Source organism: Herbaspirillum sp. CF444 (genome assembly GCF_000282135.1).
In the GTDB taxonomy this organism is placed as follows: domain Bacteria; phylum Pseudomonadota; class Gammaproteobacteria; order Burkholderiales; family Burkholderiaceae_D; genus Herbaspirillum.
Genome location: NZ_AKJW01000083.1, coordinates 190,516 through 212,678, shown reverse-complemented (window position 1 = coordinate 212,678; position 22,163 = coordinate 190,516). Strand labels below are relative to the sequence as shown.

Genomic DNA, 22,163 nt, shown 5'->3' with positions numbered 1-22,163 from the left:
GTTACGAATCGGGGTCAAGACGCCCAGTCTTGACCCCGATTCGCGCCTTGCACTTCATCCCAAACAGGGCAAGCTCGCACTCACGCCTATTTATGAAATGAGTTCTAATAGCTGTCCACGAGACGAATTATTCGAGCCAGCATGTCCGACACTTTGCCAACCGATCCTCCCGATGCAAGAGATATCGTCATTGAGACGGTAGCCAAGCTGCCGCATCTGCCGGGCGTATATCGTTATTTCGATGCGGAAGACAATATTCTCTACGTCGGCAAGGCGCGCGACCTGAAGAAACGCGTATCGAGTTATTTCCAGAAGACGCTGACCAGCCCGCGCATCGCCATGATGGTCGAGCGCATCGCGCGACTGGAGACGACCGTCACCCGCAGCGAGGCGGAAGCGCTGCTGCTGGAAAACAATCTGATCAAGACGCTGCGTCCGCGCTTCAACATCCTGTTTCGCGACGACAAGTCCTATCCTTACCTGAAGATCACCGGCCACGCGTTTCCGCGCATGGCCTACTACCGTGGCGCGGTCGACAAGAAGAACCAGTATTTCGGTCCCTTCCCCAATGCCTGGGCGGTCAAGGAGTCGATCCAGATTTTGCAGAAGGTGTTCCTGCTGCGGACCTGTGAAGACACGGTCTACGCCAATCGGACGCGCCCCTGCCTGCTGCACCAGATCCACCGTTGCAGCGGACCGTGCGTGAATCTGGTGACGCAGGAAGACTACGCCCTCGATGTCGAAAACGCCTCCAAATTCTTGCGCGGCCGCCAGAGCGAAGTGCTCGATACGCTTGAAAAGAAAATGCACGCCTACGCCGGCGAACTCAAGTTCGAACAGGCGGCGGCGGTGCGCAACCAGATCACCTCGCTCTCCAGCGTCCTGCATCAGCAGACCATGGAAACCGGCAGCGACGCCGACATCGACATCATCGCCGTGATCGTGCAGGGCGGCCGCGCCTGCGTGAATCTGGCGATGGTGCGCGGCGGCCGCCATTTGGGCGATCGCGCCTATTTCCCGACGCACGTCGACGGCGCCATTCCCGAAGGCGAAGAGTCGCTGGAGGCCGAAGTCATGAAGGCTTTCCTGGCGCAGCATTACATCGACAAATTCATCCCCGGCAATCTGATCGTCAACACCGAATTCGACGACCCGGCGCTGATGCTGGCGCTCATGGAGCAGTGCAGCCACCGCATCACGCTGACCTTGCAGCCACAAGGTCAGCGCCGTCAATGGCTGGAGATGGCGCACAAGGGCGCGGAGATCGCGCTGGCGCGGCTGTTGTCCGAACAAGGCTCGCAACAGGCGCGCACGCGTGCACTGGTCGAAGCGCTGGGCAGCGAAGTCGAGGACATCGACAGCCTGCGCGTGGAATGTTTCGACATCAGCCATACGCAAGGCGAGGCGACGCAGGCATCGTGCGTGGTGTTCCATCATCACGCCATGCAGAACGGCGAATACCGCCGCTACAACATCAACGACATTACGCCGGGCGACGATTACGCCGCAATGCGCCAGGTGCTGATGCGCCGCTATGAAAAAGTCGCCAACGGCGAAGGCACCATGCCCGACATCGTCCTGATCGACGGCGGCAAAGGGCAGGTTGAAATGGCGCGCCAGGTGTTCACCGAACTCGGCCTCGACATCGGCCTGATCGTCGGCGTGGCCAAGGGAGAAGGGCGCAAGGTTGGCCTGGAAACGCTGGTTTTCGTCGACGGTCGAGCGCCGCAGGAGCTGGGCAAGGAATCGGCGGCACTGATGCTGATCGCACAGATTCGCGACGAGGCGCACCGCTTCGCCATCACCGGCATGCGCGCCAAACGCGCCAAGGCAAGACAGACCTCGCGGCTGGAAGAGATCGAGGGCATCGGCGCCAAACGCCGCCAGAAATTACTTGCGCGTTTCGGCGGTTTGCGCGGCGTGGCCGACGCCAGCATCGACGAACTGGCATCGGTGGAAGGCATTTCACACACGCTGGCGGAAGAAATCTATCGTCAACTGCATTGAATTTCTCCCCGGCGCCTGCATGTAGCCGGAGACGGCTCCAAACCTCGTTGGCAGCGCACTGATTTCTCTCGGTAACAGGTTTTAAGAAGCGGCTCTGATACTATCTCGGTAAATTTCACTCAGCGCAGAAGTTCACGATAATAAATAAACGTATGCCATTCAATATTCCCATTTTGCTTACCTGGTTGCGTGTCGCCCTGATTCCACTGGTAGTCGGTGTGTTTTATGTGCCCGAGATCGGACTGTCGCGCTATGAGCAAGGCATTGCGTCGACGATCATCTTCATCGTCGCGGCGGCGACCGACTGGTTCGACGGTTTCCTGGCGCGTCGCTGGGATCAGACCTCGGCGTTCGGTGCTTTCCTCGACCCGGTCGCAGACAAACTGATGGTCACCGGCGCCTTGCTGGTGCTGGTGCATCTGGATCGCGTGCATCCGATTACCGCTTTCATCATCATCGGCCGCGAGATCGCCATTTCGGCGCTGCGCGAATGGATGGCACAGATCGGCGCATCCAAATCGGTGGCCGTCAGCTCGCTCGGAAAAATCAAAACCACGGCGCAGATGATCGCGATTCCGATGCTGCTGTTCTATGGCGATTTGTTCGGCTTCATCGATACGCGCGTGTGGGGGCAATGGCTGTTGCTGATCGCCGCCGTGCTGACGGTGTGGTCGATGCTTTACTACTTGCAGAAGGCCTGGCCGCTCATAAAAAAAGTGCAAGAAAGTAAAAGCGGCGCTTGACTTCCTCTATGGAAGCTCTATAATAGCGTTCTGTTGTTGATGCGGGAGTAGCTCAGTTGGTAGAGCGATACCTTGCCAAGGTATAGGTCGAGAGTTCGAGACTCTTCTCCCGCTCCAGAATTACTAAAGGAAGCGCCAAAACGCTTCCTTTTTTCATTGTGAAGTGCTGCATCAGCCGAAAAAACTTCGAAGAATATCTTCCGGAGCCGGTTGAAAAGACAGTCGCAATGCGCAACGTACAGACAGCAGTATCAGTGTCCCCTGGCGGGGTAGCAAAGTGGTTATGCAGCGGCCTGCAAAGCCGTCTACGCCGGTTCGATCCCGACCCCCGCCTCCAAACGCTCCATGCGGGAGTAGCTCAGTTGGTAGAGCGATACCTTGCCAAGGTATAGGTCGAGAGTTCGAGACTCTTCTCCCGCTCCATATTAAAAAGGAAGCTCAGCAATGAGCTTCCTTTTTTCTTTTCTGCATCCACGATGCGTCCCGATGTATTCTTGACTTTCAATCCTTGCGGGCTCCGTTCGGACTTCGCCTGCTCTATTTGTTTTTTTGCTATGCGGTGAAATATGCGATGCATTTATGTCGTATTTTGTCGGTTCTAATTGTTTTTTATGCAATTACACTCTACATTGGCGTATCAGTCGATGACGACGATTCAGGCACAACAGCGCATGTTAACGGGAGGGGCGACCATGGATGCATTCCAGCAAGAGATCGACGAGAGAACGAATCTTACAAGCTCCAACAAGTTTGAATTGCTGCTGTTTCGTCTCGGGATGGATCCCTATGGCGTGCGGTCCGAATTGTTTGGCATCAATGTTTTCAAAATCCGCGAAATTGTTCCCATGCAGGAAATCACCAAGGCTGCAGGCACGCGCTCTCCGCTGCTGGGCATGGTCAATATTCGCGGCCAGATCATTTCTGTCATTGATTTGCCGGCCGTGGTCGGTTGCGTACCGAAAACGGGTCTGAACATCCTGCTTGTCACCGAGTATGCGCGCAGCACGCAGGCATTTGCGGTCGAGTCTGTCGATGAAATCGTGCGGCTCGAATGGAGTCAGGTGCTGTCGGCGGAATCCAAGGCGGGCGGAAATTTTGTTACCAGCATTGCGCGTCTCGACCATGATGTGAGCAGCAGCAGGCTGGCGCAAGTGCTGGACGTCGAACAGATCCTGCATGAAATCATGCCGACGGAACGCGACATGGAAATGGTCGGCGTGGAGCAGATCATTCTCAAGCCGGGGGCGGTCATCATCGCCGCCGACGATTCGAAGGTCGCGCGCTCGCTGGTCGAGAGCGGCCTCAAAGCCATGGGGCTGCCTTTCCTGATGCACAAGACCGGCAAAGAGGCCTGGGAAAAAATTCTCCAGATCCACAAAGAAACCAAGGCGCAAGGCGTGCCGATCACCGATCGCGTGGCCATGGTGTTGACCGATCTGGAAATGCCCGAGATGGATGGCTTCACGCTGACCAAAAACATCAAGCGCGACGATGGGCTCAAAGCCATTCCTGTCGTGATCCACTCTTCTTTGTCCGGCTCCGCCAATGAAGACCACGTCAAAAATATCGGCGCCGACGGTTATGTCGCCAAATTCGTCATCGAAGACCTGACTACCGCCATCAGCAAGGCATTGGGAAAATAACATCTGTCAGGTCGTCGTCAGACGACATCTCGGCTTAAATCGTAGAATGCCGTCAGTCATCCGCAGGATGCCGACGGCATTTTTGCCATTCGGCATATCCTGACCGCCTCGCTGCGTTGAAATGCGCTGCCGGTCCTGGTTGCAGCCTGCCTTGCAGGCTGGCAACACTACTACATGCCATATCGGCAAGAGCCAGGCATGTCGGTGCGGGGTGTTTCACAATTCTCGTCATATCGTATTCGCCGGCAGCGATATCCATTGAAGGCGCCAGAATGTAAAGAACGTCCAACCAGCGCAGCACATTCGGTCGCAACGCGCGACTATCTCTTATACTGGCGTCCTTTCGTCAATTCTGTTTTCCATTGGTCAGTTTCATTTCACGGCTAACCGCGTGTGATCCAGCTATGCTCATTCCACAATTATCTTCTACCCAGGACGCCGCGCTGTCATCGGCTTTGCAAGGCCTGATCGACAGCAAGACCAAGCCGCAGGGCAGTCTTGGCGTGCTGGAGTTCATTGCGCATCGCATCGGCCTGATCCAGAAGACATCCAGCCCGCGCATTGACCGCGCGGCGATTGTCGTCTTCGCCGCCGATCACGGCATCGTCGCAGAAAACATCTCCGCCTATCCGCAAAGCGTGACCTGGCAAATGGTGGAGAACTTCCTGCAGCAAGGCGCCGCCATCAACGTGTTTGCGCGCCAGAACGACTGTGCCCTGCATATCGTCGACGCCGGCGTGAACCACGAGTTCGGCAAGCGCGCAGAACTGATCGACAGAAAGCTGGGAGCCGGCACACGCAATTTTGCGAAAGAGCCGGCCATGACCGCAGAACAATGCATGCAGGCGATCCGGCATGGCATGGATCTGGTGGCGGCGATGCCGGTCGACGTCATCGGTTTCGGCGAAATGGGCATCGGCAACACCACTGCCGCTGCGGCGCTCATGCACAAGATTACCGGCATTGCCGCCGCCGAATGCGTCGGCGCCGGCACCGGTCTGGCGGCGGATGGCATCCGCCATAAGCAGCAGGTGATCGAACAGGCCGTGGCATATCATGCTGGTGTCGATGCGCCGCTGGATGTGTTGCAGACCTTCGGCGGTTTTGAAATCGCCATGATCGTCGGCGCCATGCTGAAAGCCGCGGAGCAACGCACGGTGCTGCTGATCGACGGATTTATCGTGACCTCGGCCTTGCTGGTGGCGGCGAAACTGCAGCCGGCCATTCTCGACTATTGCGTGTTTTCACATTGCTCGGACGAACACGGGCATCGCCGCATGCTGCAGTATCTGGACGGCCGTCCGCTGATGCAGCTCGATCTGCGGCTGGGCGAGGGGACCGGCAGTGCATTGGCTTTGCCGCTGCTGCATGCCGCGGTGAATTTCCTGGCGCAGATGGCGACGTTCTCGTCCGCGCAGGTCAGTGAAAAAAGCGCCTGACATGTCGGCCGTTCCTCATGCCGGCTCCGGCTTGCGCCATCAATTGCGACTGTTTTTCACGGCTCTGCAGTTTTTCACGCGACTGCCGGCGCCACGCTGGGTGGGATTCGATGCGGCGTGGCTGCAGCATGCAACGCGTTATTTTCCGGCGGTCGGCATTCTGGTCGGGCTGGCATGCGCTGCCGTGTATTGGCTGACGTCGCTGGTGTTGCCGCAAGTCGTCGCGGTGCTGTTGTCGACGGCTGCCGGCATTTATCTGACCGGTGCTTTTCATGAAGACGGTTTTGCCGATGTCTGCGACGGCTTCGGCGGCGGCATGCAAGCGTCGCGCATTCTGGACATCATGCGCGATTCGCGCGTCGGCGCTTATGGCGTGATCGGCGTTGTGATGTTGCTGAGCCTGAAAATCGCCGCGCTTGCCAGTTTGCCGGCGAGGCAGGTGATGCCGGCGCTGCTGCTGGCGCATCCGCTGTCGCGCTGCCTGGCGACGGGCCTGATCTGGCGCATGGCTTACGTGCGTGAAGAAGGCAAGGCCAAGCCGCTGGCGCAGCAGATGAGCACATCCGAATTTGCCGTCGCGGCACTGACGGCGCTTCTGCCGGTCGTGTTGTGTGCGGCGTTGGGATGGCTGGCATGGCAGGCGCTGCTGCCGGCGCTGCTGCTGGGTCTGGCCGCCACGGTTTTTCTTGCCCGCAAATTTCGGCGTCGCATCGGCGGTTACACCGGGGATTGCCTCGGCGCCGTACAACAACTCAGCGAAATCGCGATTTACCTGGGCCTGCTGGCCGCGGTGTCGCCGACATCGTCCATATAAACAGAAAGGTCCACCATGTTGCTGCATTTAATTCGTCATCCTCAGCCTGTTATCGGCAAGGGCCTCTGTTACGGCAGCAGCGATCTTGCCGTGACTGAAGAAGACTGCCGCCAGGTGCTCGAACAGGTCAAGCCGGTGTTGCCGCCGCATGCGCCGTTGTATTCCAGCCCGCTGCAACGTTGCGTGTTTCTTGCCGAGCCGCTGGCGACGGTGCTCAATGCCGGCCCTGTACGTTACGATCCGCGCCTCATGGAGATGCACTTCGGCACCTGGGAGCAGCGTGCGTGGGATGATTTGCCGCGCGCCGAAATCGATCAGTGGGCCGCCGACGTTGTCGGCTACCGTCCCGGCGGCGGCGAGAACGTGCTGCACGTGGCGCAACGCATCGATGCATTTTGCACCGACTTGCTGGCGCGCGGACACGGGCAGGCCATCATCGTCTGCCACGCCGGCACGATCCGCATGTTGCAGGCGCGCGCGTTGAATCTCGCGGTGCCGAAAATGGCCGAGCATGCAGCCGTCAATGCCCATGCAATTGCCTTTGGGGAGGTGCTGACCTTGCAGCTTTGAGGTCAAACGGCGGCGGTGTTGTTCAACCCCCACATCAAAATCGGCATAGTTGTTGAAAAGGAGGCCTGCGCGCTTCCTTTTTTTATTGCTATACAGAGAGGAAAGCGCACACTGGAGCGGTGTGCGGGGCATTTGCATGGAAGCTTCCTCAAGTCATTGTTTTGACGCAAGATTTCCATAAAAAAATGCCGGTTGATTTTGGCTTTTTTTCTGTAACACTAGAAAAATCAAGATGTCTAAAATAGTAAAATATAGAAAAAAAGACAATATTCATACATCAAAAAATTGCATTTATGACAATAAATATCCCCCCCAAAAAAATCCTGATCGTCGACGACAGCAAAGTGTCGCGCATGGTGATCAAGGCGCATATCCTGTCGGCGCATACCGACTGGATTATCCAGGAAGCCGCGAGCGGTAATGAGGCCATCGCCATGGTCGACAACGAGCAACCCGATTACTGCACCATGGACATCAATATGCCCGGCATGCTCGGCACCGATGCAGCCGAAATCATTCTGGCCAGACATCCGGGCGTGCGGGTCGTGATCTTTTCCGCCAACATCCAGGAAGCGGTGCAATCGCGCGCGCAGCAACTGGGTGCTTTATTTGTGGCCAAGCCCGTGACCGACAAATCCATTGCCCAGGCAATCGGCCACTTCACAGGTTTCAAGGGGGCGGCGTGAAGGTACTTTCAGAGATCGAACTGGATGCGCTGACAGAAGTGTTCAACGTCGGGGCGGGACGTGCGGCGTTGAGCCTGAGCGAAATCGTCGGTGAAGAAGTCCTGCTCTCGGTGCCGTCCATCGAAATACTCAAAGCCGCCGAGGTGACGAACCGCGTGTTCACGCTCAAGGACGACAAGTTCGCCACCGTCAGCCAGATGTTCACGGGACCTTTCACCGCCGAAGCGGTGCTCTTGTTCAACGAAGACTATGCGCTGGAGATCGTGCGCGACATGATGGGTTCGCAGATGAGCATCGACGACCTTGCCGAATTCGAGCAGGAAGCCATGTGCGAACTCGGCAACATCATCCTCAATGCCTGTCTGTCGGCCATGGCCGACATGCTCAAGATCAGCCTCAGCAGTTCGCTGCCGACCTACAGCATGTCGTCGCCGGAAGAAATTGCCGCGCGATTGGCCGAACAAGGCCGGGACGACAACTACATCCTGATCTTGCACATCGATCTGGTGCTGGAAAAACACCATACCGAAGGTCACTTGATTTTCCTGCTCAGTTCGACCTCGCTGAGCAAGCTGATTACGCATATTCAGCAGTATCTGAACACTATTCTTTGAACGGTATCTCCATGAGCAGTCCAGTGCCACTCGGTTTTTCGGCAGACGATGTTGTCAACAGCGTGAACCTGGGACTCGTCGTGGTCGATCATGATCTGAACATCCGGTTATGGAATGACTGGATGAGTCGTCACAGCCGCATCGGTCGGGAACAGGCGCTCGCGCAAAACATCATTGCGTTGTTCGGCGAGCAATTGACGCCGGGCTTCCTGCGCGCCCTGAACAACGCCATCGGTTACGGCCTGCCGGCGATCTTGTCGAGCGCCTTCCATCGCTCGCCGTTACCGCTCTTCGTCGAGCAGGACAGGAGCGAGGCGCCGGTGCACATGCATCAATCCATCATCATGACGCCGTTGCGATCCGATGTCGGCTTGCCGACATGCCTGATCCAGATCAGCGACTCCAGCACGTCGGTCAAGCGCGAAAAAATGCTCATGTCGCATTCCGACGCGCTCAAGCGGGAAGCCATCACTGACGGTCTGACCGGAATCTACAATCGTCGCTTCTTCGATGAAAGCTATGCGCTGGCCTTGCGCGACGCCAAACGCAATCGCAGCAGCTTGTCGCTGTTCATGATCGACATCGATTATTTCAAGCAATACAACGACCATTACGGCCATAGCGAAGGCGACAGGACGCTGAAACTGGTCGCCAATATCCTGCGCGCACAAATGCGCCGTCCCAACGACGTCTGTGCGCGTTATGGGGGGGAAGAGTTCATCATGCTGATCCCGGGCTTCACCAAGGCCCAGGCCGAGAAGTTTGCCGAACGTTTGCGCGCCAGTGTCAGCGACCTCGGCATTCCGCATGAGAAGTCTCAGTCCGGTACGCACATGACCATCAGCGTCGGCGTCTGTACCATGACGCCGGATATCGGCAGCGACGGCACGGCGCTGCTCGACAGCGCGGACGATGCGTTGTACCGGGCGAAAAAGCAGGGACGCAATCAGGTCATCAGCGGCGTTTAATGCCCTTTGTCCTTTCTTTGCACGGAACATGAACAATTCCCGGAAAAGCTGAACGGACGCGGCCTGCGCGTTGTCATAAACAAGTTATCAACAGGGTTGACCACATTTTCTGTGAGTAACTTGGGGTGTCGTCAGTCTGTCGATATGGCCGCCTCCGTGCGCCTGCCGATCTTGCGTATAATGCGCTCCTTGATGTTTTTCGCCGTTTTTACCGCCTTGCTCATGCGCCGATTCTGCTTTTTGCTGCTGGCATTCCTGTTTCCCTTGCAATTGTTTGCAGGGACGCTTGAGCCTGTGGCAAAGCATCCGGATGCAACATCGGCGATCGTGTCGGCTGTTGAAGCGCGCTCGCCAGACGATGCGCCAGGATCGGCATGGCAGCCGGCTGACGAGATCGCCGATGCCAACCAGGGCGAGGCGAGCGATCCGGCCGATGCAGCGGGCACCGGCGACCAGCCCGACGCCAAAAAACTGACGGCGCAAGGCGATCTGGAAGACCAGACCTTGCCGGTTCCCTTTGCCACCTTGCCGCTGGACTGGCATCCTTTTCCCCATTTTTATCCCCTCGTGAACGACGGCACTTCTGCGTTCATCGATCTGCAGCGTCCTCCTCCGCTCGCTTGAGTGCGCTGTCGGCCCAGTGCGGCCGACCGGCTCTCTTACGTCCTTAATGTTATCGCCCTGCGGCGGCGGCTTCGCTGCCGCAACTTCTCGTCTTTTTATTTAGGAAGCACCATGAAACGCGTCATTCTTTTTCTCGTCACCAATCTGGCCGTGATGCTGGTCCTGAGCGTGACCGCCAGCATCCTCGGCATCAATCGCTACATGACGGCCAACGGCCTCAACTTCGGCATGTTGCTGATGTTCTGTGCATTGATGGGCTTCGGCGGCTCGTTCATTTCGCTGCTGATGTCCAAGACCATCGCCAAGTGGTCCACCGGCGCGCGCGTCATCGAGCAGCCGCAAAACTCCACCGAAATGTGGCTGGTCGATACCGTCAACCGCCTGGCCACGCGCGCGGGGCTGAGCATGCCGGAAGTCGCGGTCTACGACGGTCCGCCGAACGCCTTCGCCACCGGTGCCAGCAAAAGCAATTCGCTGGTGGCGGTGTCGACCGGCCTGCTGCAAGGCATGACCAGGGAAGAAGTCGAAGCCGTGCTGGCGCACGAAGTCGCACACATCGCCAATGGCGACATGGTCACGCTGACGCTGATTCAGGGCGTGGTGAATACCTTCGTCATGTTCTTTGCGCGCATCGTCGGCTACTTCGTCGATTCGGCGTTGCGCCGCAATAACGAGCAGTCGTCCGGTCCCGGCATCGGCTACATGGTCACGGTGGTGGTGTGCGAAATCGTATTCGGCATCCTTGCCAGCATCATCGTCATGTACTTTTCGCGCCAGCGCGAATACCGTGCGGACGCCGGTGCTGCTTCGCTGATGGGGTCGCCGACGCCGATGATCGGCGCCTTGCGCCGTCTGGGCGGCATGGAGTCCGACGGCTTGCCGCAGAACCTGCAGGCGTCCGGCATTGCCGGCCGCGAGTCGTGGATGGGTTTGTTTTCCAGTCATCCGTCGATCGAGTCGCGCATCGCCTCGTTGCAGAATCGTGCGCGCACCTGATCGGTCTGGAATCGCTGTGTGCCCTGCAGCATTTTTGCAATCGTGATAAATTTCCGTGTGGCGAAAATTTCGAAATAGTTTGAAATTTTCTGTACACGATGTTCTCGGGGCGGGGTGGAAATCCCCACCGGCGGTAATGTTGCGATGTTTCTGCGACGAGCCCGCGAGCGCTTGGCGGACGCCAGTCCGTCAAGGTCAGCAGACCTGGTGAGATCCCGGGGCCGACGGTCATAGTCCGGATGAAAGAGAACGGAAACTTGCTGCGCGCATGCACGTTTGCATGCGCCTGCTCGTTCCCATGCGCCCTGTTTTTAGTCACCAAACAGGAGTCCTGAACAAATGCAACACGCAGCAAACCATACCCATACCGCTCCCGCCAAAAATCGCATCGCCTTTATCCAGGCGTGCTGGCACAAGGAAATCGTCGATCAATGCCGTCTCTCGTTCACGGCTGAAATCGCCAGGCTCGGTTTCCCGGAATCAAGCATCGATTTCTTCGAGGTCCCCGGCGCGTTTGAAATCCCCCTGCACGCCAAGCTGTTGGCCAAGACCGGCAAGTACGCCGGCATTGTAGCTTCCGGCCTGGTGGTTGACGGCGGCATTTACCGTCACGATTTCGTCGCCACGGCAGTGATCAACTCCCTGATGAGCGTACAGCTGGAAACCGAAGTGCCGGTGTTCTCCGCCGTGCTGACGCCGCATCATTTCCATTCGCATGGCGAGCATCAGCAATTCTTCCACGAGCATTTCGTGGTCAAGGGCCGGGAAGCCGCGCGCGCCTGCGCCGACACCGTCGGCAAGATCGCGCGTCTTGAGGCTGGGCAGAGCGTCGCGCCGGTGCTGAACGCGGCCTGATTTTTTTGAATGGCCGGGCGACCGGCAAATCGACAGAGGCGGGCATTGCAGAAGCAGTGTCCGTTTTTTTACGCCTGTACTTTAAGGGGACAAGGGGAAATGTGAAGCCCGGTCAGGAATTTGTAGCATCTTGTTACAAGGCTTACCGGGTACTGACTGGTTATCGGGCTCGAATTGGATTTAAATGGTGTTAACAGTTTAACGAGCGCATTAGCGTCGTTAGTTAGCAATATGCATCTTCAGGTGCACCCAAGGAGCCATCGTGAAAAAATCCCTTCTTTCCGTGACAGTCGTATCGGTTGGCGTTCTCGCCGCAAGTCTGTTTGCGGCTCCGGCGATGGCCGCGCATGTCGGCGTCGGCATCAATATCGGCGTGCCGATGTATGCGGCGCCACCACCACCGGTCTATTATGCGCCAGCTCCGGTCTATTATGCGCCGCCGCCTCCGGTTTATGTCGCCCCTGCACCAATCTATGTTGAACCGGGCGGTTACTACTATCGCGGTTATGGCCGTGGTTATTATCGCCATGGCTACCGTCATCATGGCTATTACGATCGCCGTTGGTAGTCCGATACGCCGAGTTACCCACACTTACCCACAAAAACTGTGGGTAAGTGTGTGAGCAAGTCGTGAGGAAGTTGCCAAGTGATTGATTCGATGGAACTTAGTTGTTTCGCCTCAAAATCAGGCAGCAGGCGACAACATCATCAAGGGAGTCCTATTTGGACTCCTTTTTTTCTGGTTGCGCAACCGGGCCATCCAATTCGACCTTGCTGGCCTTGACTGCATCCTCTTCTCCCGGCGTCAGGTAACGCTCCACTGCGCCGAAGAAGCGGTCGTAGAAATGGCCGGAGCGGATGGTCTCGCTGGCCACGCGCACCAGCGAATCGTCACTGGAGCCGAACGGCATCGACACCGAACCCAACACGCCGACGCCAAGGCTGGCGGAATTGTTGGTCTTCTTCAGCGCATAGCGATCCTGGGTCGCGCTCACAAACAAAGAGGCATTGTGATCGGCCTTGCCGTTGGCGGCACAGACGATGTGGAAAGCGATTTCCACATGCTGATCGGCTTCCGGTTGGAAGCTCTTGGTGCCGTCAACGATATTGGCCTGCGCTTTGCTGATGATGTAACCCTGGCCCAGCAAGGCGCGGCGCGCGGCTTCGCAGACGGCGTTGTCGCTGGCGCCGAAGCTGCGGGAATAGGTATCGGTTTCGCTGAAGTCTTCCTGATGATAGAACGACGGTTTCGACGTCGAGCAGCCAGCCAGGCCGGCGACACCGGCGATCAGCAAGGCGGAAACGGATAACGAAGGAAGCAAGCGGCGCATGCCTGGAATCTCCTGATGTGAGTCGATACTGCAATTGTAAATTATCGGCAAGGTCACAAGTCGAAGCAGAACGTAAGGATCCGTAACAAGCAAGGTCGTGGCAACATCATTTCGGACTCCCCGATATACTTATCGCTTGGATAGTTTTGTTGCACGAGATGGCTTGAAAATTTTCGTTCAGCGCAAGAAAGCGCGTCGAAACGTTTGTCGTCATCTGTTCGACGTATCACGATAGACCGGAGAAAACATGGAATCGTTGCAGCAGCTGCTCGGCATAGATTTGCCAATCATCCAGGCGCCAATGGCTGGCGTACAGGGCCATGCACTGGTCACCGCCGTATCCAATGCCGGCGGACTGGGTTCCCTGCCGTGCGCCATGCTCACTTCCGACGCCTTGCGCAAGGAACTGACGCAAATCCGGGCAGGCACCGACAAACCTTACAACGTCAATTTCTTTGCCCACATCCCGCCCGAACCCGATGCGGCGCGCGAGGCCGCCTGGCGCGCTGCGCTGGCGCCGTATTACCGGGAATTCGGCATCGATGCCGACGCCATCCCGACCGGCCCCGGCCGCGCGCCGTTCACGGAAGAAGCCGCCGAATTGCTGAGTGAATTCAAGCCGGCCGTGGTCAGTTTCCATTTCGGCTTGCCCAGCGCCGCATTGCTGGCGCGCGTACGCAGCTGGGGCGCCAAAGTCCTGTCCTCGGCAACCACCGTGGCGGAAGCACGCTGGCTCGAAGAGCAGGGCGTCGACGCCATCATCGCGCAAGGTCTGGAAGCGGGAGGACATCGCGGTTTTTTCCTGTCGCATGACATTTCCACGCAGCTCGGCACCTTCGCCTTGCTGCCGCAAATCGTGCGTGCAGTAAACGTCCCCGTGATCGCCACCGGCGGCATCGTCGACGCCAAAGGCGTGGCCGCTGCAAAACTGCTGGGCGCGGCGGGCGTGCAGATCGGCACGGCCTATATGCTCACGCCCGAAGCAAGCACCAGCGCGATTCATCGCGCCATATTGAAGAGCGATGCCGTGGAACATACGGCGCTGACCAATCTGTTTACCGGCGGCCCCGCGCGTGGCGTGGTCAACCGCCTCATGCGCGAGCTGGGCGCGTTAAGCGCCGCTGCGCCGGCCTTTCCGCTGGCGACTTCCGCTATCTCACCGTTGCGCAGCAAGGCGGAGAGCCAGGGCAGCGGGGATTTCTCGCCATTATGGTCGGGCCAGAATGCGCGTGGCTGCAAAGAGATTCCAGCCGCCGAACTGACGCATGAACTGGCTACGGGCTGGTAATGGGATGAACTTGACGGTCTCTGCTTGACGGCGTCAGGCCAGGAGATACATTGACGTAGATCAGGTGCATGTAAAAAATTCTATTTAATATTCAAAATTATTCATTTCAGTTAACAAATAAGGTGTAAGGTTTATTGCGCAGTAACAATATACTGTACTGAATGCGAGTCACGAGCTTGAAAGAATTGATGCATAGTATGATCCCGGGGCTTCATGTTATATTTCCGCATGGAAATTTCATGAAACTTGGGCGGCAGTCAGATTCGACCAACCGACAAGCTAAAGATAGCGATGGATAAAACGAAGAAAGCGGAACTGGAGCGGATCCGCAGGGAGTTGATCAACGCGCATAATCGTGCAGCCTGGCACATGGCGGCGACGATCATCAAGGCGTCGCTGGTGAAGGGAGGGATGGATGAACCTCCTACGGCACGTGAATTGGCCGATCTGAACGCCACGATCACCAATTTGCGCAGCGTTGCTGAAGACGCTATTGAGCTGTTGAAGAAGTAGTTCTACTTCAGCCCTTGTCCTGAGAACATCAGTACTTTGTCGCCGGCGTATTGCACGCTGACGGAGCTGTCTTTGTCACGCCATGTACAACTCGACATGCCCAGTGCTCCAGAACAATCAGTGGGTTTACCCAACAATTTTTCCACGTCTTCCTTGTGCATTCCTGCAGATAATTTCGAATAGTTTTCTTGAGTAATCTTGGTGCATGCCGCTAGCAGCAAACAAAAAGACAGCAAGACGGAAAATCGCAACGACATGTGAAACTCCTGAAGTGAGAAGGGCGTAGGTGCCAACGAAAACTTTAGAAGAGTGCTGGTCTTTCCGGTTCCTCGCTAAAAAACGATTCTTGAGCGGCCATATGCATGCGTTCCCAGGCCGCCGCCTTGATCAATGGACGTTTCTCCGATCACAGTGGCGCGAGCGTGTCATCGACCGGTGACTCGTTCTCTACCCGGTGCGCAGCATAGGCATGAAGTTTGCCCGAGTTTAGGAAGGCAAAGGTGCTTGATTCAGCTATTTCGTGTTTTTATACGAAAAAATACTTTAATGATTTCGCTATACAGATCAGGAACGCCTCGTTGATTGGCAATGTCTTTAGATAGTGGGGCCAATATTCGTTATTTTTCTGATGATTATTAGTCTTTTTTATTAAAAACAATATTTATATTGTTGGTTTGCGGCAAAATATTGAAATAATTCGAAGCGCCTTAAAATGCGAAAAAAATAGAAAAATTTAGATAATTTCTCTCACTCTTAACACTGCAAGACACAAATTATTCAAATGAAAGATGATCAATATTTTCTGGTAGTGGATGACTTCTCCACCATGAGGCGCATCGTTACCGGTTTGCTCAAGGAGCTTGAATTCACCAAAATGGCCGAAGCCGAAGACGGGTCTGCCGCAATGAAGATTCTGGAAGCCGGCGCCGCATCGATCACGTTTGTTCTGACGGACTGGAACATGCCGGTGATGGACGGCCTTGCTCTTCTCAAGAAGATTCGCGCAACACCGTCGCTGGCGCATTTGCCTGTGCTGATGATCACTGCGGAAGCGAAGAAAGAGAATATCGTGGAAGCGGCGCAAGCCGGCGCGGACGGCTATATCGTCAAGCCGTTCAACGCAGCAACGCTGAAAGAAAAGATCGAGAAGATTCTGGCGCGGCGTGCAAGCATGGCGAGCTGATCGTCATGCCGGCGCACTTGCAGCGAAGTGCGCTTTTCAGCCGGGAATCGAGAAGTAGGCGCGGATGTCGCCAGGCGTCCATGATTTGACAACAAGGCCCTCCAGCAGCACACGGTATTCGCTGTACTGCACCCCATCCGTAGCCGCTACCGTACGGCTCTGAAGCACATACTCAACATTGTTGATGATGGTCGGTAGTTCAACGCAATCGTGACCGTCGGACATTCTGTAACTCTCCCTTGAATAGCAAAATCCTAGCACGAAGCGAAGATCGGGCGTGGCGTCACTTGTGCAAAACGGATGAAATATTTTCGTTTCATTGCCGTTCCATCAAGAAATTCGACAACAAATGTGCGCTTTTGCAATTGCATCTACACATTTCATTGTCATTGAGATCATCCCTTGCATGACGGCTCCGTTCATCTTCATTCATGATCATGCCGACCCGGCGTGAAAAGAAGAAGTGCAAAATTTTCATCTGTGCGAACCTTCCTTTTTGCTCGCGACCGGCACGCTCTTGTCGTTTCTTCGACGTTCCTTTCTTTGCAAAACTTTTCAGCGTTTTACGCCGCGCTGACGAACTTCTCCCGTGCATCTTTTTATACTTGCTCCCATACACGGATCATCGCGTCTGCCGATGCGATGACGCCGTGTCGATCAAACGCGAGGCGAGGCATGATGACTTTCGATTGGCTCTTGCATGTGCTGGCCGTGTTGGTGGCGGGACTGTTGGCCGCAGTCCTGTGGATCGTGGCAAATCAGGATTTCAGCAGATAACGCCGGTCGAAGCCAACGTCCGGCGCAACGCATCATTTTTGGGGGAGGGGGCAGTCATGAAGCGTTTCCAGAAAATCGCATTAACAGTCGTCGCTGGCGTCAGCCTGTTTTTTGTCATGGCAACGTTGTTGCTGATCGCGGTAACGCAACCGATTTATCCTTTCACCACATAAGGCGGCAATCCCGCTCGCTCACAGATATCACAGATATGCCAGGCAGGGATTCGGCCTGCCGGCAGGTATCGCGGTAAGATATATTCCTGCGCTCGACACTTCGGGCAATTCAGGATACCGATCAAATTTCATGTCCCTCATTCCGTCATCATCTCCGCCCCATAACCCATCCTCCCGATCTTCAGCGTCACGCCATGTCGTCATTATCGGTGCCGGCGCCATCGGTGCAATGAGCGCACTGCATGCGCTCGACCAGGGTTTGCAGGTCACCATCGTCGATCCAGGCACGCCCGGAGGCGAGCATGCCTCAAGCTACGGCAACGCCGGATGGCTGTCGTCGCATTCCATCCTGCCGCCGTCCGAACCGGGCGTCTGGAAGAAGGTGCCGGGTTTTCTGGCCGATCCTTTGGGACCCTTGTCGATTCGCTGGCGCTATCTGCCGCGCACCTTGCCTTGGCTGCTGCGCTATCTGATCGCCGGTTCGACGGAGGCGCGCATCACCGAGACCGCCAAAGCCTTGCGAACCTTGCTCGCCGGTGCGGCTCCCTTGCATCAGCAAATTGCCGGGAAGGCCGGCGTCGGGCAACTGATCGAGCTCGGCGGCCTGCTGCACGTCTATCGTTCGCGGCAGCATTTCGAGAACGACGCCAGAGGCTGGCGCATCCGGCGCGCGTTCGGCATTTCGTGGGAAGAGCTGGAAGTGGAGGAGTTACGCCGACGCGAGCCCGACCTCGATCCCGGCTACGGATTCGGCGTCTATATCGGTGAAGCGGGCCACTGCCGCAATCCCGGCGCGTATATCGCCGCGCTGATCCGGCACGCTTGCGATCGCGGTGCACGCCTGCAAGCGGTCACGGCGACCGGATTCCGCTTCACCGGCGATCGCCTGAGCGCGGTCTGCACGGAAGAGGGCGACATCGTGTGCGACGCCGCCGTCATCGCCGCCGGCGCACAATCGAAAATGCTGGCGGCGCAAGCCGGCGACAAGGTGCCGCTGGAAACCGAACGCGGTTATCACGCCATGGTGGAAAACCCGGAAGGGCATCCGCGTACGCCGATGATGATCATGGACCGCAAGGTCATCGCCACGCAGACCGAGCTGGGTTTGCGCGTGGCCGGCCAGGTCGAGATCGCCTCCTTCGAGGCCGAACCCGACTGGCGTCGCGCCGAGATCATGCGCGACCTCGCGCTGCAGCTGTTCCCCGCGTTGCCGCGCGATCTGCCGGCCAGCCGCGTGCGCTACTGGCTGGGACGGCGGCCCAGCATGCCCGACGGCCTGCCGTGCATCGGGCCGTCGACGCGCAGCACGGATGTGATCCATGCCTTTGGTCACGGACATATCGGACTAGGCACCTCGGCGAGAACCGGGCGTCTGGTCGCTCAACTGTTGACTGGCCAGACTGCGGAAATCGATCTGGCGCCGTTCAGCGCGCAGCGATTTTAGATTGACGCCGGCCCGGCCCCGGAGACGTTCATCCGGGCGCCGGCGGCAGCCGTTTAGTGGTTATGGCGCGGCAAGACCTTCGCCACGCCCTGGTACTTGACCGCCAGTTCCATGCAGGCGCCGGTTTCCAGCTGGCCGACGGTGCTGCGATAAATCTCCTGCCACGGCGTCTGGCTGGGCGGCACGGCAGGGATGCCTTCGGCCTTGCGCCTGGCCAGTTCCTCGTCGCTGATGAGCATGTCGCAACGCCCTGTGTTGAGATCGATGCGGATGGTGTCGCCGGTATGCAGATAAGCCAGGCCGCCGCCGACGGCGCTTTCCGGCGATGCATTGAGGATGGACGGACTGTCCGAGGTGCCGGACTGGCGACCGTCGCCCAGCGTCGGCAGCGTGGTGATGCCGCGGCGCAGCAGCGCGTCGGGCGGTTGCATGTTGACCACTTCGGCCGATCCAGGCCAGCCGACCGGACCTGCGCCGCGAATCACCAGGATGGTGTTTTCATCGATACCCAGCGCCGGGTCGTTGATGCGCGCATGGTAATCGTCGGAACCGTCGAACACCGCCGCCTTGCATTCGAAGATGCCTTCGCTGCCGGGAGTATTGAGATAGCGCTCGCGGAAGGTGTCCGAGATGACGCTGGTCTTCATGATGGCGAAGTCGAACAGATTGCCCTTCAACACCAGGAAGCCGGCGCGTTCGCGCAGCGGCGCGTCGAAGCGGAACACCACTTCACGGTCATGGCTCTCGCGGCCTTCCAGGTTTTGCACCATGCTCTTGCCGGTCGCGGTGAGCCGATCGGAGCGCAGTTTTCCTGCCTGTTGCAGTTCCCACATGATGGCCGGCACGCCGCCGGCGCGGTGGAAGCGTTCGCCCAGATATTTTCCGGCCGGCTGCATGTTGAGCAGCAGCGGCACGTCGTAGCCGTACTGCATCCAGTCGTCGGAATTCAGCTCCACGCCGGCATGGCGCGCCATCGCCATGATGTGCGGCTGGGCGTTGGTCGAACCGCCGATGGCGGCATTCACGACGATGGCGTCAAGGAAGGCTTCACGCGTGAGAATCACCGACGGTCGCAGGTCTTCATGCGCCATGCCGACGATGCGACGACCGGTTTCGTAAGCCATCTGGCCGCGTTCGCGATACGGCGCCGGAATGGCGGAGCAACCGGTCAGCGACATGCCGAGCGCTTCGGCCATGGCGTTCATGGTGGAAGCCGTACCCATGGTGTTGCAGTGGCCGGAAGAGGGGGCCGACGCCGCCGCGATTTCCAGGAATTTTTCATTGTCGATAATGCCCGCCGACAATTGACGGCGGCCCTTCCAGATCGCCGCGCCGGAGCCCACCAGTTCACCGTCCATCCAGCCGTCGAGCATCGGTCCGCCCGACAGCACGATGGCGGGGATGTCCACCGTGGACGCCGCCATGATCTGCGCCGGCGTGGTCTTGTCGCAGCCCGTGGTCAGGACCACCGCATCGATCGGATAGCCGTGCAGGATTTCCACCAGCCCGAGATAAGACAGATTGCGGTCGATCGCCGCGGTCGGACGGCGGCAGTTTTCAAAGATCGGATGCAGCGGAAATTCCATCGGAATGCCGCCTGCATCGCGGATGCCGTCGCGCACGCGGCGCGCCAGTTCGAGGTGGATGCGGTTGCACGGGCTGATGTCGCTGCCGCTCTGCGCGATACCGATGATCGGCCGGCCGGAACGCAATTCCTCGGCCGTGATGCCGTAGTTCATGAAGCGCTCCAGATACAGCGCGGTCATGTCGATATGGTCGGGATTGTCGAACCAGTCCTGCGAGCGGAACCGGCGTGGTGTCTGTTGATTCTTCACTTCTCTACCTCTGTTGTTGACTGCTTCGTGATCAGCTGATGTTGAGCCAGGCCCGGCGTGCCGGCGACGAAAGAAAACAATCCGCCCGCAAGCGGTTGCTGTCGGCGTTCGTCGGGCGACAAACCTTTCCATGCCGTGGTGACATGGACGGTGCGCAAGTCCTGCCCGCCGAACGCTAGTTTAGTCACATTCGCGCAAGGCAGTTGGACGGCCTCCATGAGTATCCCCGCAGGCGAGAACCGTTCGATGCGCCAACCGCCGAACAAGGCGATCCAGACATAACCCTCCGCATCGACCGCCATGCCGTCGGGATAGCCGCTTCCTTCGATTTTTGCAAACACGCGTTTGCGCGACAGCGTTCCGGCATCGTCGAGATCGAAGGCGTAAATCGTCCGCGCCAGCGTGTCGGTGTGATACAGCGTGCGTCCGTCGGGACTGACGGCGGGACCGTTGGTGATGACGTAGTCGCGGTCTTGCGGCGACAGGCCGCGAGGTGATTCCCAGCGATACAGCGCACCGCTCGGCTGTTCTTCGGCGTTGTCCATCGAGCCGAACCAGAGTCGCCCGCGGCCATCGACGAAACCGTCGTTGAGACGGTTGCCGGGCAGATCGGTCTCAACCGCCTGGATCAGCGAAAAGCTGCCGGCGGCCGGGCTGAAGCGATACAGGCCGCCTTGCAGTCCGCAGACAAAATCGCCATCGTCACAGGGCACGATGAAGCCCGGCGCGCGTGGCGCCGCCCAGCTTTGGCGCCGGCTGCCATCCGCAGCGCAGCGGTGTATCGCGCCGCCCTTGATGTCGACGAAATAGAGCATTTCCTCGCGCGCGTGCCAGACCGGTCCTTCGCCCAGTTCGGCGCCGACCAGCCATACACAGACGGGCGCGGTGGCAATCATGCACCGTACCAGCCGGCGTCGACGAAATAGTCGCGGCCGGAACATCTGGCTGCGCTGTCGGACGCCAGGAACAGCGCCAGCGCGGCGACGTCGTGCGGCTCCACGCGCTCGTACAGGCATTGCGCCGCGAGGATCTTGGCCTCTTCTTCCGGGCTGTGCCACAGGCGCATCTGGCGCGGCGTGCGCACCGCGCCGGGGATGATGCAGTTGACCCGGATGCCGTGCGGGCCGAGGTCGCGCGCCAGACCGCGCGTGAGGCCTTCGATCGCCGCCTTGGCGGTCATGTACAGCGTCAGGCTGGGCAGCGCGAGATGCCAGGAAATCGAACCGAAATTAAGGATCACGCCGCGGCCTTGTTCTCGCATGCCCGGCGTCACCGCTTGCGCACAAAAGAACTGATGGCGCAGGTTGACCGCCATGCGCTCGTCCCAATACGCCGGGCTGACGTCGGCGATCTTGTGGCGATCGTCGTTGGCGGCGTTGTTGATCAGGATGTCGACGGCGCCGGCCATTTTTTCGATGCTGATGAAGCTTGCCGCCAGCGCATCCAGATCGAGCAGATTGCAGTGCAGGAAGGTTGGCGGCAGCGGCGCATGTTTCAGCGATGCTTCCAGCGCGCGCGATTCTTCCACGGCGATGTCGAGGAAGAAGACCTGCGCGCCTTGTCCGGCGAAGGCTTCCACCAGCGCGGCGCCGATGCCGGTGCCGCCGCCGGTGATGACGACGCGCTTGCCGGCCAGGCTGCGATAAACGGCGTGCTCCAT

General features: G+C 58.2%; 24 protein-coding genes, 3 tRNA genes and 1 riboswitch. Of the genes, 21 read left to right on the top strand and 6 right to left on the bottom strand.

Annotated features, from left to right (window positions below; genetic code table 11):
* Nucleotides 1–141: 141 nt before the first annotated feature.
* The 16 genes from uvrC (at nt 142) to PMI16_RS19945 (ending at nt 12,527) form a co-directional block, all read left to right on the top strand.
* Nucleotides 142–2,007: an excinuclease ABC subunit UvrC gene (gene uvrC, locus PMI16_RS20020; protein WP_007882904.1), complete on the top strand. Its 1,866-nt coding sequence runs from the start codon at nt 142–144 to the stop codon at nt 2,005–2,007.
* 152 nt (nt 2,008–2,159) lie between these two features.
* Entirely contained in the window at nt 2,160–2,750 is a 591-nt protein-coding gene (pgsA, locus tag PMI16_RS20015; protein WP_007882902.1) for a CDP-diacylglycerol--glycerol-3-phosphate 3-phosphatidyltransferase, read from the top strand.
* Between the two features lie 41 nt (nt 2,751–2,791).
* Nucleotides 2,792–2,867, top strand: a tRNA-Gly gene (locus tag PMI16_RS20010).
* Nucleotides 2,868–3,013: 146 nt separating this feature from the next.
* Nucleotides 3,014–3,087 (top strand) — tRNA-Cys (locus PMI16_RS20005).
* 10 nt (nt 3,088–3,097) lie between these two features.
* Nucleotides 3,098–3,173 (top strand) — tRNA-Gly (locus tag PMI16_RS20000).
* A 269-nt stretch (nt 3,174–3,442) separates the two neighbouring features.
* Nucleotides 3,443–4,393 (top strand): chemotaxis protein, encoded by a 951-nt coding sequence (locus PMI16_RS19995; RefSeq protein ID WP_007882899.1) that lies wholly within the window; start codon nt 3,443–3,445, stop codon nt 4,391–4,393.
* 404 nt (nt 4,394–4,797) lie between these two features.
* Complete coding sequence (cobT, locus tag PMI16_RS19990; protein WP_007882898.1) at nt 4,798–5,832, top strand: nicotinate-nucleotide--dimethylbenzimidazole phosphoribosyltransferase; 1,035 nt, start codon at nt 4,798–4,800, stop codon at nt 5,830–5,832.
* A 1-nt stretch (nt 5,833) separates the two neighbouring features.
* Complete coding sequence (locus PMI16_RS19985; RefSeq protein ID WP_007882897.1) at nt 5,834–6,646, top strand: adenosylcobinamide-GDP ribazoletransferase; 813 nt, start codon at nt 5,834–5,836, stop codon at nt 6,644–6,646.
* Nucleotides 6,647–6,661: 15 nt separating this feature from the next.
* A complete protein-coding gene (locus PMI16_RS19980) occupies nt 6,662–7,216 on the top strand; it encodes a histidine phosphatase family protein (protein ID WP_007882895.1) in 555 nt (184 codons plus the stop codon).
* A 293-nt stretch (nt 7,217–7,509) separates the two neighbouring features.
* Nucleotides 7,510–7,902, top strand: a complete 393-nt coding sequence (locus PMI16_RS19975) for a response regulator transcription factor (RefSeq protein ID WP_007882890.1) — start codon at nt 7,510–7,512, stop codon at nt 7,900–7,902.
* Nucleotides 7,899–8,516, top strand: a complete 618-nt coding sequence (locus PMI16_RS19970) for a chemotaxis protein CheX (RefSeq protein WP_007882889.1) — start codon at nt 7,899–7,901, stop codon at nt 8,514–8,516. Before PMI16_RS19975 ends, PMI16_RS19970 begins: the two co-directional genes overlap by 4 nt.
* Nucleotides 8,517–8,527: 11 nt before the next feature.
* Nucleotides 8,528–9,484: a GGDEF domain-containing protein gene (locus PMI16_RS19965; RefSeq protein ID WP_007882888.1), complete on the top strand. Its 957-nt coding sequence runs from the start codon at nt 8,528–8,530 to the stop codon at nt 9,482–9,484.
* A gap of 96 nt (nt 9,485–9,580) precedes the next feature.
* Nucleotides 9,581–10,108: a hypothetical protein gene (locus tag PMI16_RS19960; RefSeq protein ID WP_237719907.1), complete on the top strand. Its 528-nt coding sequence runs from the start codon at nt 9,581–9,583 to the stop codon at nt 10,106–10,108.
* A 111-nt stretch (nt 10,109–10,219) separates the two neighbouring features.
* A complete protein-coding gene (gene htpX / locus PMI16_RS19955; RefSeq protein WP_007882886.1) occupies nt 10,220–11,104 on the top strand; it encodes a protease HtpX in 885 nt (294 codons plus the stop codon).
* Between the two features lie 96 nt (nt 11,105–11,200).
* Nucleotides 11,201–11,359: riboswitch (FMN riboswitch) on the top strand.
* Nucleotides 11,360–11,443: 84 nt separating this feature from the next.
* Nucleotides 11,444–11,959: a 6,7-dimethyl-8-ribityllumazine synthase gene (locus PMI16_RS19950; RefSeq protein ID WP_007882885.1), complete on the top strand. Its 516-nt coding sequence runs from the start codon at nt 11,444–11,446 to the stop codon at nt 11,957–11,959.
* Between the two features lie 262 nt (nt 11,960–12,221).
* Nucleotides 12,222–12,527: a hypothetical protein gene (locus PMI16_RS19945; protein ID WP_007882884.1), complete on the top strand. Its 306-nt coding sequence runs from the start codon at nt 12,222–12,224 to the stop codon at nt 12,525–12,527.
* A gap of 151 nt (nt 12,528–12,678) precedes the next feature.
* Here the strand turns inward: PMI16_RS19945 and PMI16_RS19940 are convergent, their stop codons facing one another.
* The gene (locus PMI16_RS19940; RefSeq protein ID WP_007882882.1) at nt 12,679–13,290 is read right to left on the bottom strand and encodes a DUF2242 domain-containing protein; all 612 of its coding nucleotides are present in this window, start codon (nt 13,288–13,290) and stop codon (nt 12,679–12,681) included.
* Nucleotides 13,291–13,537: 247 nt separating this feature from the next.
* Between PMI16_RS19940 and PMI16_RS19935 the strand changes: the two genes are divergently transcribed.
* Nucleotides 13,538–14,578: an NAD(P)H-dependent flavin oxidoreductase gene (locus PMI16_RS19935; protein WP_007882881.1), complete on the top strand. Its 1,041-nt coding sequence runs from the start codon at nt 13,538–13,540 to the stop codon at nt 14,576–14,578.
* A 291-nt stretch (nt 14,579–14,869) separates the two neighbouring features.
* On the top strand, nt 14,870–15,091 hold the full coding sequence (locus PMI16_RS19930) for a hypothetical protein (RefSeq protein ID WP_007882879.1): 222 nt from the start codon (nt 14,870–14,872) through the stop codon (nt 15,089–15,091).
* Nucleotides 15,092–15,093: 2 nt separating this feature from the next.
* Here PMI16_RS19930 and PMI16_RS25455 read toward each other — a convergent pair whose 3' ends face one another.
* Nucleotides 15,094–15,348 carry a hypothetical protein gene (locus PMI16_RS25455; protein WP_007882878.1) on the bottom strand — a complete coding sequence of 85 codons (255 nt, stop codon included), beginning with the start codon at nt 15,346–15,348 and terminating at the stop codon, nt 15,094–15,096.
* Nucleotides 15,349–15,872: 524 nt separating this feature from the next.
* Between PMI16_RS25455 and PMI16_RS19925 the strand changes: the two genes are divergently transcribed.
* Nucleotides 15,873–16,274: a response regulator gene (locus tag PMI16_RS19925; protein ID WP_007882876.1), complete on the top strand. Its 402-nt coding sequence runs from the start codon at nt 15,873–15,875 to the stop codon at nt 16,272–16,274.
* 36 nt (nt 16,275–16,310) lie between these two features.
* Here the strand turns inward: PMI16_RS19925 and PMI16_RS19920 are convergent, their stop codons facing one another.
* Nucleotides 16,311–16,499 carry a hypothetical protein gene (locus PMI16_RS19920; RefSeq protein WP_007882874.1) on the bottom strand — a complete coding sequence of 63 codons (189 nt, stop codon included), beginning with the start codon at nt 16,497–16,499 and terminating at the stop codon, nt 16,311–16,313.
* Between the two features lie 206 nt (nt 16,500–16,705).
* Here PMI16_RS19920 and PMI16_RS26065 point away from each other — a divergent pair, with 206 nt between their 5' ends.
* Both PMI16_RS26065 and PMI16_RS19915 read left to right on the top strand, forming a co-directional pair.
* The gene (locus PMI16_RS26065; protein WP_157212713.1) at nt 16,706–17,224 is read left to right on the top strand and encodes a hypothetical protein; all 519 of its coding nucleotides are present in this window, start codon (nt 16,706–16,708) and stop codon (nt 17,222–17,224) included.
* A 130-nt stretch (nt 17,225–17,354) separates the two neighbouring features.
* Nucleotides 17,355–18,668 (top strand): NAD(P)/FAD-dependent oxidoreductase, encoded by a 1,314-nt coding sequence (locus tag PMI16_RS19915; RefSeq protein ID WP_051994686.1) that lies wholly within the window; start codon nt 17,355–17,357, stop codon nt 18,666–18,668.
* 53 nt (nt 18,669–18,721) lie between these two features.
* Here the strand turns inward: PMI16_RS19915 and PMI16_RS19910 are convergent, their stop codons facing one another.
* The 3 genes from PMI16_RS19910 to PMI16_RS19900 are packed head-to-tail and all read right to left on the bottom strand — an operon-like array spanning nt 18,722 to nt 22,163.
* The gene (locus PMI16_RS19910; protein ID WP_007882869.1) at nt 18,722–20,503 is read right to left on the bottom strand and encodes an IlvD/Edd family dehydratase; all 1,782 of its coding nucleotides are present in this window, start codon (nt 20,501–20,503) and stop codon (nt 18,722–18,724) included.
* Nucleotides 20,500–21,399, bottom strand: a complete 900-nt coding sequence (locus PMI16_RS19905; RefSeq protein ID WP_007882863.1) for an SMP-30/gluconolactonase/LRE family protein — start codon at nt 21,397–21,399, stop codon at nt 20,500–20,502. Before PMI16_RS19905 ends, PMI16_RS19910 begins: the two co-directional genes overlap by 4 nt.
* On the bottom strand, nt 21,396–22,163 hold the full coding sequence (locus PMI16_RS19900; protein ID WP_034381349.1) for an SDR family NAD(P)-dependent oxidoreductase: 768 nt from the start codon (nt 22,161–22,163) through the stop codon (nt 21,396–21,398). Before PMI16_RS19900 ends, PMI16_RS19905 begins: the two co-directional genes overlap by 4 nt.